This is a genomic window from Alteromonas macleodii ATCC 27126 (assembly GCF_000172635.2).
In the GTDB taxonomy this organism is placed as follows: domain Bacteria; phylum Pseudomonadota; class Gammaproteobacteria; order Enterobacterales; family Alteromonadaceae; genus Alteromonas; species Alteromonas macleodii.
In genome coordinates this window covers 882,411-898,056 of sequence record NC_018632.1, presented here as the reverse complement: position 1 = coordinate 898,056, position 15,646 = coordinate 882,411, and the positions used below count along the sequence as shown (strand labels likewise).

General features: G+C 44.5%; 11 protein-coding genes. 2 read left to right on the top strand and 9 right to left on the bottom strand.

The genetic code is table 11. The features are described 5' to 3' along the window. Positions 1 to 73: 73 nt before the first annotated feature. Positions 74 to 1,261: a tyrosine-type recombinase/integrase gene (locus MASE_RS03855; protein WP_014948446.1), complete on the bottom strand. Its 1,188-nt coding sequence runs from the start codon at positions 1,259 to 1,261 to the stop codon at positions 74 to 76. 301 nt (positions 1,262 to 1,562) lie between these two features. Here MASE_RS03855 and MASE_RS03850 point away from each other — a divergent pair, with 301 nt between their 5' ends. Both MASE_RS03850 and MASE_RS03845 read left to right on the top strand, forming a co-directional pair. Next, the gene (locus MASE_RS03850; RefSeq protein WP_232362806.1) at positions 1,563 to 2,738 is read left to right on the top strand and encodes an MFS transporter; all 1,176 of its coding nucleotides are present in this window, start codon (positions 1,563 to 1,565) and stop codon (positions 2,736 to 2,738) included. A gap of 170 nt (positions 2,739 to 2,908) precedes the next feature. After that, complete coding sequence (locus MASE_RS03845) at positions 2,909 to 3,487, top strand: porin family protein (protein ID WP_014948444.1); 579 nt, start codon at positions 2,909 to 2,911, stop codon at positions 3,485 to 3,487. A 120-nt stretch (positions 3,488 to 3,607) separates the two neighbouring features. Here the strand turns inward: MASE_RS03845 and MASE_RS03840 are convergent, their stop codons facing one another. From MASE_RS03840 to hutU, 8 genes are all read right to left on the bottom strand, one after another. Then, positions 3,608 to 5,167, bottom strand: a complete 1,560-nt coding sequence (locus MASE_RS03840; RefSeq protein WP_014948443.1) for a pectate lyase family protein — start codon at positions 5,165 to 5,167, stop codon at positions 3,608 to 3,610. A 436-nt stretch (positions 5,168 to 5,603) separates the two neighbouring features. Next, a complete protein-coding gene (locus tag MASE_RS03835; RefSeq protein ID WP_014948442.1) occupies positions 5,604 to 6,698 on the bottom strand; it encodes a mechanosensitive ion channel family protein in 1,095 nt (364 codons plus the stop codon). 332 nt (positions 6,699 to 7,030) lie between these two features. Next, positions 7,031 to 10,465: a M36 family metallopeptidase gene (locus MASE_RS03830; RefSeq protein WP_014948441.1), complete on the bottom strand. Its 3,435-nt coding sequence runs from the start codon at positions 10,463 to 10,465 to the stop codon at positions 7,031 to 7,033. A 186-nt stretch (positions 10,466 to 10,651) separates the two neighbouring features. Continuing rightward, a complete protein-coding gene (locus MASE_RS03825) occupies positions 10,652 to 11,062 on the bottom strand; it encodes a hypothetical protein (RefSeq protein ID WP_014948440.1) in 411 nt (136 codons plus the stop codon). A gap of 79 nt (positions 11,063 to 11,141) precedes the next feature. Next, complete coding sequence (locus MASE_RS03820) at positions 11,142 to 11,588, bottom strand: hypothetical protein (RefSeq protein ID WP_232362805.1); 447 nt, start codon at positions 11,586 to 11,588, stop codon at positions 11,142 to 11,144. A 37-nt stretch (positions 11,589 to 11,625) separates the two neighbouring features. Beyond that, entirely contained in the window at positions 11,626 to 12,168 is a 543-nt protein-coding gene (locus MASE_RS03815) for a CreA family protein (RefSeq protein ID WP_014948438.1), read from the bottom strand. A 68-nt stretch (positions 12,169 to 12,236) separates the two neighbouring features. Beyond that, entirely contained in the window at positions 12,237 to 13,820 is a 1,584-nt protein-coding gene (gene hutH / locus MASE_RS03810) for a histidine ammonia-lyase (RefSeq protein WP_014948437.1), read from the bottom strand. 2 nt (positions 13,821 to 13,822) lie between these two features. Further along, positions 13,823 to 15,562 (bottom strand): urocanate hydratase, encoded by a 1,740-nt coding sequence (gene hutU, locus MASE_RS03805; protein WP_014948436.1) that lies wholly within the window; start codon positions 15,560 to 15,562, stop codon positions 13,823 to 13,825. Positions 15,563 to 15,646: the final 84 nt, after the last annotated feature.

Below are 15,646 nucleotides of genomic sequence, written 5' to 3'. Positions count from 1 at the left end.
TGCCCGAAGCTGACAAAATTGAACACGAAAACGTGCTATTTTCTAACGTTACTTTCGGGCACTAGCGGCTATGTTAACTTACATTAAGATTGTCAAACGCTCCGACAATTGAGTTTCTAACTTGATCGATATTGGCGTATGCATAAACCATTGTATGCTTTAACGAAGTATGGCAAAGAGCCTTCGAAACCACACTAACATCAGCTCCTGACTGAATTTGCCAAGTAGCAAATGTCCTTCGGAGATCGTGTGGTCTGGGGCGAATATTAGGGTTATCATGATACAGGCCTGCTCGTTTAATCGCCGCCTTCCACACCGAATCGCCACCTGTTATGTAGCCGTATTTTGATTTCTGCTTGGATGGAAATACAAAATGGCTACTTGGACAAGTTTTTTGACGTTTTCTTAGAAGATAAACTGCCAACGGGTGAAGCGGAATTTCGTAAATCTGATTGGTTTTTGTCCGAGTCGCAGGTATTAACCAAACAGCGTTACTTAAGTTGATATCTTTCCATTCCATAGTCTTCACATTTGTCAGCCTAGCACCAGTAAAAAGAGCCATACGATATATATCAGCTACGTCTTGATTTGAGGCATATTCCAATGCTTTCATCAACTGTCCAGCCTCTTGATAAGTAAGATATCGGCTTCTCGTTACACCTGGCATCTTTTTAATGCGCTCAAATGGATTAAGTATTAATCCTGCATCTTCAAAATCGATGACATAATTACACGCTGCTTTTAACACTGATACTGCTTTGTTGTGAGCGCAATATCCCTTATCTTCGAGTTCTCGGAAGAACGAACGAACTTCTTTTCTATCCAGCTGTGCAACAGCACGATGGCCGAGACTGGCTTTGACATGAAGATTATACGCAACTTCAAGAGCATGTTTTCTGCCAGCAACCGTTCTTCTATGTTTAAGTTCATTCTCTCGATACAACTCAAACATACAGTTAACAGTAAGACTTTTAATACTGCTCGGTACTGAAACGCCATTTTGGCTCTCGTTTTTGAATCCGGAATGCTGACTATCTGCAATTAACCTTGCTGTTGCTAAACTCATGGTCGAAGCATCACCTATCTTCCGCTTTAGGTCTTTCCCATTCTTTTTTGCTCTGTAGTAAAAACTCTTAGAGCCGCTGGGCCGCACAACAAATTTCAAATAGGTTCTGTGCTTGTCGCGAAAAATTTGGCTCGATGACTTCGGCTTGATATCACATAAAAATTTATCGGTTAGGTTCTTAATTATTTCTGGCATGTTCCACCTTTATTCCACTTCGATTATTTAAATTAAGGTGGAACAGAGTGGAATAAAGACTGATAAAACGGGGGTTCGAGTGGCCCTCACACCGTTAAAAATGCCTAAATGGGCATAATTCTAGGAAGGGTGGGGCCACCATTTTTTCTAGAATTACCAGTCACCACTCGCTTATATCATCACGTTATCAGTTTTCTCAAACTTAAAAAAAGCGTCTTTATTAAAACTGTAACACCAAATCTGTAGCCTAACTGCACTGTCTCTTTACCCATAGTTTGGTTCCCCTTAGATGAAGCACACCATGTCACGCCATACGTTTTATTCGCTGACGGTAACCTTCACCATTTTGTCTATTCTTGGCCAACTCTCTACCAGCATTTATAGCCCCTTCTTTTTTGACTTGGCTGCTATATACGACAGCTATGTAGGAATAATTGAAAAAAGCGTGGCCGTGTTTCTTATCGCGTTCTCACTTTCTCAGTTAGTGTCTGGTGTCGCCTGCGACTACCTAAACAAACAAAAGTTTCTACTGTACGGAGTCTTAGTATTCATCGCCGGTACGCTTATGGTGGCACTTGCCACCGAAGAAAATACCTTTCTTGTAGGAAGAGTCATTCAAGGCTTAGGCGGTGGGGTTGGCGTTTCAGTATCGCGCGGACTGTCGCGTCAAATATTTAGCGAAAAGCAGCTGAATGCTTCACTTTCGTTTATCAACATTGCATTCGCTATCGCGCCAGCAATAGCGCCACTAGTAGGTACACTAATTGGCGAGTCCTTCGGAGTTTCATCTATCTTTTATTTTGTACTAGTAATGGGAGTATTCGCCTTACTTTTACTGCTTTCAGTTTCCACCACCCTCAAACAGTATATGCCGACAACCTCAGAGAACGTCTTTGGCGATACTTTAGCGCTTATTAAAAGCACAATGATGAAAATCGTCTCAGTGGGTATGGCCAGCGGACTACTTTATGGCATTGTGTTTAGCTTCATTACCATCTCGCCGTCTATGATAATGCAGCAATTCGGACTCACCAAAACTGTGTTCTCGATATATTCGCTTCTAGCCACGCTGTCTTTTGTGATGGGAAGCATAATCAATATTCGACTAGCCTCTGTTTCACCATTGTTTAAATTCAAGTATTCAAGCTTGTTTATCGCTGTGCTTTCTGTGCTTTTTGGGTTACTTATTTCCCCCTTCGCAATAAAAGGGTTAATGGGTATTTTGACTTATTGCTATATCACCTTCTTTTTTATTGGCATCGCAATGCCCTGCAGCGTAACTATCATGCTTGGCTACTCTGATAAATCCGCAGGTTTTTTAGCGGCGCTAACCGGCTTTTTTCACCTAACAGGGGCAGCAATAGGCGCTTACGCGGTGACCTTAATTACCCTAGAACCTATCATTTCTTTTTGTTTGTCCTCTTGCGGCTTAAGCGTTGCGAGTATCCTCATCTGTACAACACTGAAGAGGAATTAACTAAGCTCTTGTATGGCAATGCCGTTGTATTGATAAAACGTACACCACTTAAGGTGTTGAATAGTGAAAATCGAGTCGTGTTGCCCATTTGATTTCTAAAATCCATCCCCATAATGATGAGGCTCCCGAAGTGGTTGGGAGTAATTATTGTTAAAAGGATATTAGAAACAATGAAACGTACTATTCTCGCCAGTATCTTTGGCGCGCTTTCTTTAAATGCTTTCGCAGCTTCGCCTTCATATGACTTCGTTAAAGCTGGATACGTACAAGCAGATATTGAAGACGCAGGCGACTTCGAGCCAACCGGTTTTCAAATTCAAGGCTTCAAATCACTTAACGAAAATGTATACCTGACAGGTCGCTATGGTCAGTTGAGTGAAGACGAATATGGTGTTGACGGTGAACTTGACTATATCTCTGCAGGGGTTGGTTACCGCTATGGTTTAACTACAACAACCGACTTTTTTGGTGAGTTGACGTATGAGTATGTGGATGTTGACCTAGACTCAAGCTTCGCTTCTGCTGAGGCTGACGACAATGGCTATGGCATTACTGCCGGTATTCGTTCAATGCTGTCAGAGCAATTTGAGCTTCGCGGTGCTATCCGCTATATCGACATTGAAGACGACGAAACAGCTTTTGAAATTGGCGCAGACTATTTCTTTACACCACAATTCTCTTTCGGCGCAACTTACGTTATAGCTGATGATGTTGACCTACTAGGCGTATCTGCACGTTACACCTTCTAACACCTTTGATGGGTTAACGTACTCGCAACAAAGCCACGTTACACAACGTGGCTTTTTTATTGAGTTAAATAAACTCTCACAGAGAGTCACCTAAAAAGGTTTAGAACAAGCGCAACCGACTTAATCTAAATACACCTCAAACTCTGCAATTTGTGGTCGTTGTGTTGCAGAATCGATGACAAAGTTGATTTTATCCAAATTGGTATTTGAAAACGAAATCGTACTTGGAATTGAGTTTCCTGATGCCAATACGCTGCCAGTGTCATTGTTCACAAGTTGCCATGAAGTTACTGCACCTTGAGTAGAAGAGGTCTCAATTATCCGTACAGTATTTACTGTCGTATTCAAGCGTTTAATGCTAATTCTTCCCGTCGTTCCGCTCGGAGACCAGTAAGTAGATACATCCCCATCCCTTACGTTCCCGTAACTTGTTCCACTGTACTTTGAGCTACCGTCAGATTGTGCATTTAACGCTAAGTTGGTGCCGGTTGGCGGATTACCTCCTGAGTTATCATCGCCGCCACCATTATCACCTCCCCCTGTGTCGCCACCTCCTGTATCACCACCGCCGTTGTCACCACCTCCGGTATCGCCGCCACCAGTTGAACCGCAGCTACCGTCTGATACTGCAAGATTTTTGTTGGCACCAGCGGTGTTCTCAAGAATATCTCGTATACAAGATGCCCCATCTAGCGAGTAACTATAGGGAATAGATATTGATGCTGTAGATTGAACGTTTGGCCCTGCAGGTTCATAGTCACTGTCTGAGTCGCTCCACGTTACGCCACTTCCGAAAGTGTTTCCCGCAACCTGCCAATAACCGTCAGTTGTTGTATAAAATGTACCCAGTGGATCTTTACTATTTTCGAAATAGTTGTTTTCTACTTTGACTTCGGCTCCTGCGCGGGAATTAATCCCTGAAGAGCGAACGCCGTCATAGTAGTTATTGTAAATGTGAGCTGTTGCCCCCCTTACAAGGGGAACGCGCGAGTTCAAATTGTCAAAGATATTGTGGTGATAGGTGATCGGACCGTTATTGACTTGTGATTCGCTTGAACCTACCAAACCACCTCGATCTGAGTTACGTAAAATGCTGTAAGATAAGGTGATGTATTTCGAGTTATCCTTTACATCGAACAAGCCGTCATAACCATCACTCTCACCACCACTAGCTTCTAAGGTTACGTGGTCAACCCATACGTTGCGAACGTCTTTTTCTATCCCTATCGCGTCTCCGCCATTTGACGTGGGTGAGCCCGATTTTTTGACGTTTTTAACATGAACGTTTCTTATAATGATGTTTTGGGAATTCCTTATGTGTATACCTAGCTGGTCAAATGTAGCGCCACCGCCTACACCAATAAGTGTCACATTCGCGATGTCTTTTAACTCAATTTTGTCTTCTGCGGTATTACAGCTGTCTCCAGACACTTTTTCAGTATTACCATGATTGATTGTACCCGAGACTTGAATAATGATTGGCGTTTCTGAGGTGTTTCTATTACACAATGCTTCGTGAATTTGTTTACCCGTAGAAGCTTGTACTACTTGTCCACCTTGACCGCCTGTCGTGCCTCCGTTCTGTGTGTGAAAACCTGAAGCAACTGCAGACGTAGAGACGGCAAAGGCAATTGATGATGCAATTATCGTCGATTGAAATATCGGTAAGTTCTTTTTCATTTTTTGTCCTTAGATTAATAATTAGAAGGGCGTACTGCTTCAATTACTCAACAAGACAACATCAATTAGTTCTTCTTTTTACGCGAACTAACGGAACTCAATTACCGCCCATTTGCCACCGGTAGCAAAAAGATATTAGCAGGCAAAAGGAAATAATTAACAATCGTATTAATAACAAATTATTAATAAATATAACAAAAAATATACAAAAGACGGTATAACTTTGAAAAACTTAAAGTTAATTTTCTTTATAGAAAAGAAAAATACAACCTAAATTGCCACCGGTATTTTTTGAGGAGTCAAAAATCACTCGGTGAAAATAAACGGTGTATAGAAAAGAGAGCGATACGGATAAACGCATGTTGACTATTTTTGGCGAAAACTCCCCGTCAGAAGTCTGAGACATCATTTGCTCAAGTCATATTTAGCGAGATTTTTAAGCTTTGGGCGTTAAATTCTCTGTGGATTGAGCTGCACCTTCCTGCTCTAGGTTAAGCGCAGTAATTGGAAATGGAATGACAATCCCTTCTTCATCAAAACGCTTTTTAAGCATTTTTATAAAGGCGCTCTTTATGAAGAAGCGGTTAAAGTATTCACGGGTTCTCAACATCACTGTTAAGTTGATACTAGAATTGTCGAAAGTGTGAAACAGAACAAAAGGTTGATAAGTTTCAACACCAAACTCGTGCTGCTCTAGAATAGTATTGGCAACCTCTAAACATACGTTTTCAACATGCTCTAAATCAGAGCTATAATGCACGCCAACTTCAACAGGCACCGACAGTTCGCGTTCAGGGTAGTAGTAGTTAATCAACTTTGAATTAGACAACTTACTGTTAGGCATGATCACGATGTTGTTAGGTAGCATTCTAACCCACGTGGAGCGCCATCCTATTTTCTCTACAAAACCTTGTTCTCCGGAATCCAGCTCTATGAAGTCGCCTATACGAATGGGCTTATCCATTACCAACTGAATACCCGAGAAGAAGTTTTCAAGGGTTGGCTGTAGCGCTAGTGCTACTGCGAGCGAAGTAATGCCTAACGATGCAACAATGGGTGTTACCGACACCCCCATGGTGCTTAATATAATCAAAATTGCTAATACAGCGAAAAGCGCTCTAACTGCTCCACCGGCAATTGCGCTGGTATTTTTAACTATGGTTGACTGGTCGCGATAACGACTCAACGAGTAAGTGACAAAACGCTCGAAGAAGAGAAATAAAGTAATGATGAGGCCAGCTTCGATAACAATGGTTAGCGCTTTAATCGCCCCTTCATCTTCTATCTGAAATACTGAAACAATACTTTTAACCAACAGCAGGAAAATAACCCAGATAAGCAAATTAAGTGGGGCATTTAACGACAGCACAAGCACGCGATAGATATCAGACATACTGCTGTTTTCTGAACGCGCTTTAGCTTTCAAACGCACCAAAATAAGTCGTTTAACAATGAAGAGCACAATAACAACGCCTACTAATCCGGCTATTGCTATTGCCTGCTGGTTTTCAAGAAGTTGAGTGCTGTCCACGGCTGACGGGGCTCCTGCATATATGAGTAGGCACTTTTTATTTTTAGCTACACCTTAGTACGTGAAAGAAGAGGCAAAAGGTGCACCAGTTATATCAATCCGCATAGATAATTGCCCACTCAGAAGGCGCAGGCAAGTTTCCTAGCGAAGCGCGGGAATGAACGAAGCTAGGATACTTGCCAGACCTTCCCGGAGGGCGAGTTTAATAAAAAAACCCCATGCAGTTTTCACAACATGGGGCTTTGGTTTGTTTTATAGGCCTTTAGAAAGGCAGTTGTTGGTAGGTGACCTTTCTTCTAGTTAGCCTAGATTCTTCGTGTTTTCACGGGCGACTAATTAAGTAAGTTCAAAGGTATTACTTTCCCTGTTACGGGATTAAACTCAAACGTTACTGTTCCCGTTGTCGCATTACCATTTTGATCAACGTTTGCGTCGTTAATATCACTTACAAACTGATCAATAACAACCCGGTATGACGTCGGGCCGTTAGCCCAACCATTCACGCGAACCCGATAGGTTTCTCCGGGGACAATGCCACCGCCAACTTGCTCATTAGAGCCCAAGTTGCCGGAGCTCGCCATAATATTGCCTTCGGCATCGAGCAGTTCAAAGTCAAGATCTGGCACCGCTACTACCTCAACATCAGCGCTCAGCGTTGCAACTACACTTGATGCACTAGGCAGCGCTGTAAACGGGATATCAACATAGTCAACGCCATCAACCAATGCTTCATCCGCTGCACCAATTAAGACAACACCCGTGTGCTCCTCAATATTATGGTAAACCACAGACTGTTCTTTTGGCTCAGACGTATCAAAGGTAGGCGTTTCTCCTCTACCGGTTGACGAAGCGCCAGCTTCGTAGCCGCTGATCCGCGCTTGGAACGTAAAGAGTTTTCCATTTGAGTTATCAAACTTTAGATAACGCAGTGCAGATGTTCTGTCTACATCTAGCGATTGATCGAAACGGAACCTTGCTATGTCGCCGTTTTGACCAGTGCCACCATTATCTGCATTCAATACGGTAATACTGCCATTGCTAATATGAGTAATATCGAAATCAACTGGACCGTAAATTCTCTCGTCGCCAGTATTTATCAACGCAATATCAAAGGCAAAGATACCGTTATTGTAGTTTACATTACCCACCTTGTAGTCAACTTGCTCACTCACATCCACCGTGTTTAAGCCGGTTGAAGCAATCCCTGACATATTAGAAAAACCAACTTGCTGATTAGGGTTAAGGCTGATTGCACGCACTACGTATTCATAGTCAAACGAGTCTATGCCTTGACCTGCACCACGCCCTAAACCTTGCCCTTTGTCTATGTAGCGATTATCGCCCACAATAAATTCAACATGGGTGAAGCCAGAGAATATGAGGTCGCCGTCAAAGTATTCTCGGGTTGGTACACCCGTAAACAAACGTGCACTCGACCCTTTTTTGCGTTTTAGCAATTGATAAGCAAAAGCGTCAGGTACGGTTTCCCACGTAATTTCAATCGCGTCATCAGAAATGATATGCGCGTCTATAGCGTCTGGTGTCGATGGCTTAGCCTGGGTAGCCGTAAACTCGCTCACTGCCGTTGATATAGTCTGTCGACCGCCTAATGGTGCTTTCGCGTTCGCACCTAGCTCTCTAGCAGCAAAAACACGCTCAATTAATGCATGATGACGACCCGGTGAAGTTAAATCTAAAGGATCGGTAGGATATAAAGCGGCATCTGCAATTAACACTGCATCCCGTGCGCGCACGAAAGTGTCTGGTGCAGATATTCCTAGCACGTACATTGAGCCTAGGAAGATACGTTCCCACGTTTCTTTGCCCAAGCTAGTTTCTTGGGTAGGATCGCCGGTAACTGGGTCGGGGCGAACAAAGTCTTGTCTAGGCTGCAGCGCCACCATAAGTTCCTTTAAGTCCCACATTGCACCCGCGTAAATTTCTCCATCACGATGCACTTCAAATGCATTGTCTCTTGTGCCTAACTGCGAATAACGAATTTGGCTCTGTGCAGAACGAATAAACTCAAATGAGTCGGGATTAACCCCCTGCTCTCTTAAGAATTTTCGTAAATCGCACGAATTAACGGGGTAAGTACCTAAATCCGGTGTTTCGCCTACCGTGTATGCCCATAGGTCGGCTTGTCCTTCGTTAAGCGCGCCACCTTCTGGCTCGCCTTCAAAACCTGCGATAGGGGTAATTGTCGCATGGGTGCCTTCATGAATGGGAACCGAGAAGTCCATTGCTAGGTTGTTGAATAAGTAACCATGACCGTAAGCTGTCGGGTTAACCACGACCTCTTCACCTGCAATTTCCTGTGATAACGGCACTGCGAATGCGTTGTCCAAGCCCAATAGCTTAGCCATAAACTCAGGATCTGCTGGATTATCTGGTGGGTCGAGCACATTCGGAATATGTACCACACCAGTTAACGGTACCGCTTCGTTAGGGTAGCTATTTGGAAACGAGCCATCGCCCACGCCACGACTATGCACAGCATCGCCGTCTTTATGAAGGTAATCTAAATATTCGAGCAATGTGGTGATGTAAATAAACTGGCTGATGCCGTCAATGTGATGTGCCGTAGAAGGCGTTACATGATCATCTTCGACAGGTCTTGCCTCTATGGCAGCATCCTCGCTGAAGTGATACGTACCCGTTGCCGCTTGTGGAAAAGGCCCTTTTGTCAGCATCGCGCTTTCAATAAGCGCGTGCTTACCTGTAAGCAAACCTTCAACACCCGTCACTAAGTTAGAATCGTCAAACTTACGTAGATTAATGCGTTCCATCCCTTTCGGTTTGCCGGTGTAGCCACCTGCATCGTCCTCTATCAGACATTCACTTTGCATCGATGGCGTAATGGGTGGAAATGTTGGGAAATAATCCGCAGTCTGCTGAACTAAGCCAACCTGCCCCGTTTGCGTAACTTCATTTTCACCTAAAGGAAGAATGGTTTTGACCCGATCATTACGCGCCAGAATGTCTCCTGACTGGGCATCGATGACATACTCAAACACACCAAAGGGATTTGAAGAGTAATAGAAGAACTTCCATGCGAGTTTCAGTTTATTGTCATCTTGTACCACCACTTTCTGTGGCACTGGCTTGGCGAAAATGCCAAGGCTTTTTTCTATTTGAGAAAAGGCAGGGTTCAGTACATCAAGAGCTTCTATTGGCAATGCTCGTTTGTAAGACGCTAAATCCGCGGTTGCCACGCTGATCGCGCTATTAGCAGAAAGAACTTGAGAGTTAGCAATAGGCGTATTTATAGCTGTATCGGCAAACAGCGCTCTCACCACCTGAGACTCATCTATTAAGAGGCCGACACCTCTATCTTTGATTTTTACACCATCAATGACTTGGTCAAACCTCACTAAATGACCACCCAATGCTGCTTTGCTGCGGTGAGGGTTAAAAAGAAAATCCCCGTCACTTAGTCCACCTAAAAGGGCAGAATGTCGACTAATAAAGTCATACCCCATCTGTTCAGGCGACGTTCCTGAAACATCAATGGCAATACCAAAAACACTATCTAAATGGCCATTAGCTGTTCGTAATGTAGATGATGGGAATGTGGTTTGCAGTTGGTCTAACGCCATTTGAAACAAGCTGTTTGCTGGCGGGTTAACAACATTGTCAGTCAGATTTATTTCAGCAATGCGGTGCGATGAAGTATCTAAGGGTGCGTGTATTTTGGAGGCGCTTGCTACGAAAGGTAAAGCCGCTGCTACCGCAGCATATATAAGGGTTCTTTTTTCATTATTCAATCCTTAAAATTTGGAGCTATCAATGCGTTCAGCGTTAATACTGAGCAACGACTAGATAGCGTTAACCAAATTAGGATCGAGCAAAAAACGCCCATCCACCATAGGGGTTAACCACTAGAGTTAACTGCACCAACCAGATGTGGGAAATGAGATAGTTAATTGCGCTATTAACTTATTACAGGCTAATTAGGAATCAGAGAGCAGAGATAGTTTGCGTTCATATTCGCGAGACAACCACAAAGAAGCTTCGTCAATATCTGTGAAAAAAAGATAATCCATACTTTTGAGCTCGGGGATCCTCTGAAACATTATTCCGCGTATAACAGGTCCTTTATAAACATAAGCTTTCGCGATTAATCCCATATCAGGAAGCCGTTTTATAATACGCTTGAGTATGTCGAAGGCCTCAGGAGTTGCACCTTCAACTTGGCTAATATCTGCCAGAAGGGAAAAGGGTCGTTGATTCAGTCCTATGACTAGTTTAAAAAGACGATCGCTGTAGTCTTCCGCACTTTTTTCATTAAACGCGCCATAGAGTCGAGTGGTGACTACTCCGTTCTCGTACGAAATTGTTGATGAGCTCAGTATTTTTGGCATAGCCTACTTTCACAATTACTTCCTAGGTTAATAGTAGACGATAAGTTTTCGTAAATGCGAATACTCTTAAAGTTTAGGTTTATTTCTCAGCCAATGTTAACAGCGGTTCGTTATTGGGAAAGCGTTCAAGCCCCTGTTTTAGAATTGTATTTGCCTTCTCGGGCATGTTGTTTTCGCGCAAAGCTAATACGTAGTTGTGAACATAAACATGTTGGTGCTGCCCCACTTCATAGCCTTTCTCAAACCAAGCCACTGCTTGGTTGTCGTTTTGCTCTAAGTAATAATTGGCAATCAGGAAATAACTTAACCAGTACGTTGGCCATGTATGCGACGCGGTTTCCAAAAACGCCAATGAACGCGCTTTATCTCCCACTTTAAGCATGTCGTAAGCCGCACTTACATAAGTGAACGGTGTCATCTCAGGCGAGGTTACATTAGGAGGAACTGGTGCCAAATACCAGTAATTTCCTCTTCCCCACGTTCTTTCAAAAAGCTCAAGCGACATTTCGTGATTAGGAGCCCTCATGTAAGAGGGCTTTTTAATATTGAGTTGATGCGTTTCGCTACGCGGGCTTTTTAAACGCTAGCGTTTCCCACAGTGGTACCGTAGACAAACTATGTTTATAGCTGCCAGATGTCTCTTTGGTGCTGTAAGACAAGTAAATCAGCGTTTTTGAGTCGGCATCGTAAATTCTTCGAAGCTTCATGTTTTTGAAAAACACGCTCTTAGATTTTTTAAAAATTACTTCACCTGAATCTGACTTATCAATGGCGTTTAACATCTCAGCCGTAATAGGGCCGGTTTGTCTGCACGCGATTGAACTGTCTGATGGATCCGACAAATCAAGGTTCGCTTCAATACTTGAAATATGGCAGGTTACACCTGTCACTATGGGGTCTTGAAGCGCATCAATTTTAATGTCTTTTGTGGTAAAAAGACCAAGAGACACATCGCCCACTTCGCTGTCGCTACAGCCTGCCAACGTAAACACCGATGCGGCGAGTAACCCCAGCACAGTGCTTTTCACAAAAGAGCCGCTCTTAAAAGTGCCTTTCATAGAAGTACGAGCCTCGTATGAACTTAACCAACGTCCATTTGTTTTCATATCATTCCCACCTCTACTCTATTTATGATCTTTATTTGTTTACTCGAAATACCGAGCCTGTGATCATTTTAGACTAACAGGTTTAACTGTGTCTTATCCATAAGGTCGTGCTGCTTAATAAGTTGCTTGGCCTTTTCAATGTCTGGCGCAAAATAGCGGTCTTTGTCGTAAAACGGCACTTGGTCTCTTAGTAGCTGCATCAACACTTGGAGCTTTTCGCTGGTTTTAAACGGCTTCCTGAAATCTAACCCTTGGCAGGCCGCTAACCACTCAATGGCCAATATACCTGCCACGTTATCGAAAATATCTCGTAAACGCCTCGCGGCGAAGGTAGCCATAGACACGTGGTCTTCTTGGTTCGCAGACGTAGGCAACGAATCGATAGATGCGGGGTGCGCCAGGGTTTTGTTTTCACTAGCAAGCGCCGCACAGGTAACCTGCGCAATCATGAAGCCCGAGTTTACCCCACCATTTTCAACCAGGAACGGTGGCAAACCACTTAAATGCGTATCAATCATTAACGACATTCTGCGCTCCGACAGTGCGCCAATTTCAGATAGTGCAATAGCCAGCATATCTGCCGCCATTGCCACGGTTTCCGCATGAAAGTTTCCGCCAGATAGAATATCGCCAGTTGGCGTATCAGCGTCATCATTATTTTCAACAAAAACCAACGGGTTGTCACTTACTCCATTAGCTTCAACCACCAAAATCTCTTGGGCATAGCGCATTTGCTGTAAACACGCTCCCATCACCTGTGGCTGGCAACGCAGAGAGTATGGGTCTTGCACTTTTTCACACCGTTGATGTGAATGGCCAATCTCTGAGGTGTCTAGCAATATTCTAAACGCAGTCGCCACATCGCTCTGGCTTTTGTGGCCACGCACTTCGTGGATCCGCGCGTCGAACGGCACGCGGGAACCTAACGCGGCCTCAACAGTAAGCGCACCAATACCAATAGCACTATGAAGCGCATTTTCAGTATAAAACAGCCCCTGAAGTGCAAACGCTGTCGAGGCTTGTGTGCCGTTTAACAGTGCTAAGCCTTCTTTGGGTGCCAGCGCAATTGGCTGCATGCCGGCTATTTCAAGGGCTTGGGCTGCACTAATTCTCTCTCCTTTATAAAAAGCTTCCCCTTCCCCTAACAGCACCACACTCATGTGTGCTAAAGGCGCTAAGTCGCCGCTGGCGCCTACCGAGCCTTTTTCAGGAATGGCGGGATAAACCTGTGCATTAAACAAGGTAATGAGCGCTTCTATTACGCTGAGGCGAATGCCAGAATAACCACGGGCCAAGGAGTTAATTTTTAACAGCATGAGCAGGCGCACAGTATCTTCTTGCATAAAGTCGCCCGTACCGGCCGCGTGCGATAACACAATACTGCGCTGTAATAGCTCTAACTCATCAACATTAATACGAGTATTAGCCAACAAACCAAAGCCGGTATTGATGCCATAGACAGTCCGGTTTTCTTTAATGACATTAAGCACTACTTGCTCGGCGGCGTTTATAGCGGGTACTGCGCTTTCATCTAACGATAAATGAACGTGGCTTCGATGTACTTCCCGTAACTGATCTAACGTCAATGTACCTGGCACAAGATTAAGCTGCTTAACACCACCGTTTTCAGTAATAAAAGACGAATGCGACATGACTATTTCTCCCCACCAAAGCTTTTGTTCGCGCTTGAATGTGTGCTTGTTCCATCAGGGCTTTGATTATTAGCCGCGTTATTGATCATGGGAAGATCCAAGTTGTGCTTGGCAGCACAGTCTTTTGCAATGTCGTAGCCTGCATCTGCATGACGCATTACGCCCGTGGCAGGGTCGTTATGAAGAACCCGAGCAATACGCTCAGCCGCTTCGTCCGAACCGTCACAAACAATCACTACACCCGAGTGTTGGCTAAAACCCATTCCTACACCGCCACCATGATGAAGGCTTACCCAGGTTGCACCACCCGCTGTATTTAGCAGGGCGTTCAGCAGCGGCCAGTCCGAAACGGCATCTGAACCATCGAGCATGGCCTCGGTTTCTCTATTGGGTGAAGCTACCGAACCAGAGTCGAGATGATCCCGTCCAATCACAACTGGCGCGCTTAGCTCGCCACTGCGAACCATTTCATTAAAGGCAAGCCCCAGCTTTTGTCTTTCACCCAGCCCCACCCAGCAAATACGCGCGGGCAGGCCTTGGAATTGAATGCGTTCTTTGGCCATATCTAGCCAGTTATGTAGATGGGGGTTGCCGGGTATAAGCTCTTTAACTTTCGCGTCCGTTTTATAGATATCTTCCGGATCGCCTGACAGCGCAGCCCATCTGAAAGGCCCTATGCCCTGACAAAAAAGCGGTCGAATATAAGCAGGAACGAAACCTGGGAAATCGAACGCATGCTCAATACCCTCTTCTAGCGCCATTTGTCTAATGTTGTTGCCATAATCAAGAGTAGCAGCGCCAGCTTGTTGGAAACCAAGCATTGCTTTAACTTGCAGCGCCATCGACTGTTTAGCACTTTTCACAACACCCGCTTCGTCTTTTTTACGCTGCGCCTCAGCTTGATCTAGCGTCCACCCCACTGGTAGATAGCCATTCAACGGATCGTGCGCACTGGTTTGGTCGGTCACAACGTCGGGAACAATCCCTTTAGCTAGCATATCGGGAAAGACTTCAGCGGCATTGCCTAATAGGCCAATTGATACAGGCTTCCCAGCTTCTTTGGCTTCTTCTAGGAGTTGCATGGCTTCATCTAACGAATGCGCTTTTTTGTCCAAATAGCCCGTGCGAATTCTGAAATCTATGCGAGTTTCATCCACCTCCACAGCTACCATTGAAAAGCCAGCCATGGTTGCAGCTAAAGGCTGTGCTCCGCCCATACCGCCCAAGCCACCAGTCAAAATCCAGCGTCCTTCAGCGCTTCCTTCAAAATGCGTTTTGGCCACGCTCACAAACGTTTCATAAGTACCCTGGACAATGCCTTGCGAGCCTATGTATATCCATGACCCTGCGGTCATTTGCCCGTACATCATCAAACCTTCTTTATCCAGAGCGTTAAAGTGCTCCCAGTTTGCCCAATGCGGTACAAGGTTAGAGTTAGCAATTAACACACGAGGTGCATTTTCGTGAGTGGGAAATACCCCAACAGGTTTGCCTGATTGAACCAGCAACGTCTCATCAGTATTTAAACGCTTGAGTACTTCTACAATTTTGTCGTAAGACGCCCAGTCACGGGCCGCACGCCCAATACCGCCGTAAACCACCAAATTTTGCGGATGCTCCGCAACGTCTGGATCCAGGTTATTCATTAACATGCGAAGCGGCGCTTCAGTTTGCCAGCTCTTCGCATTTAACGTACTGCCTCTTGGGGCACGTATTTCTCTTGTAGGGTCGAGGCGTTTCATAAACTTCTCCTAGGCATATTCTTACGTTTGCCGATTTGTTTTTTATTAGGAAGTGTCATCTTTTTAGAAAGTAATGAGTTGCTA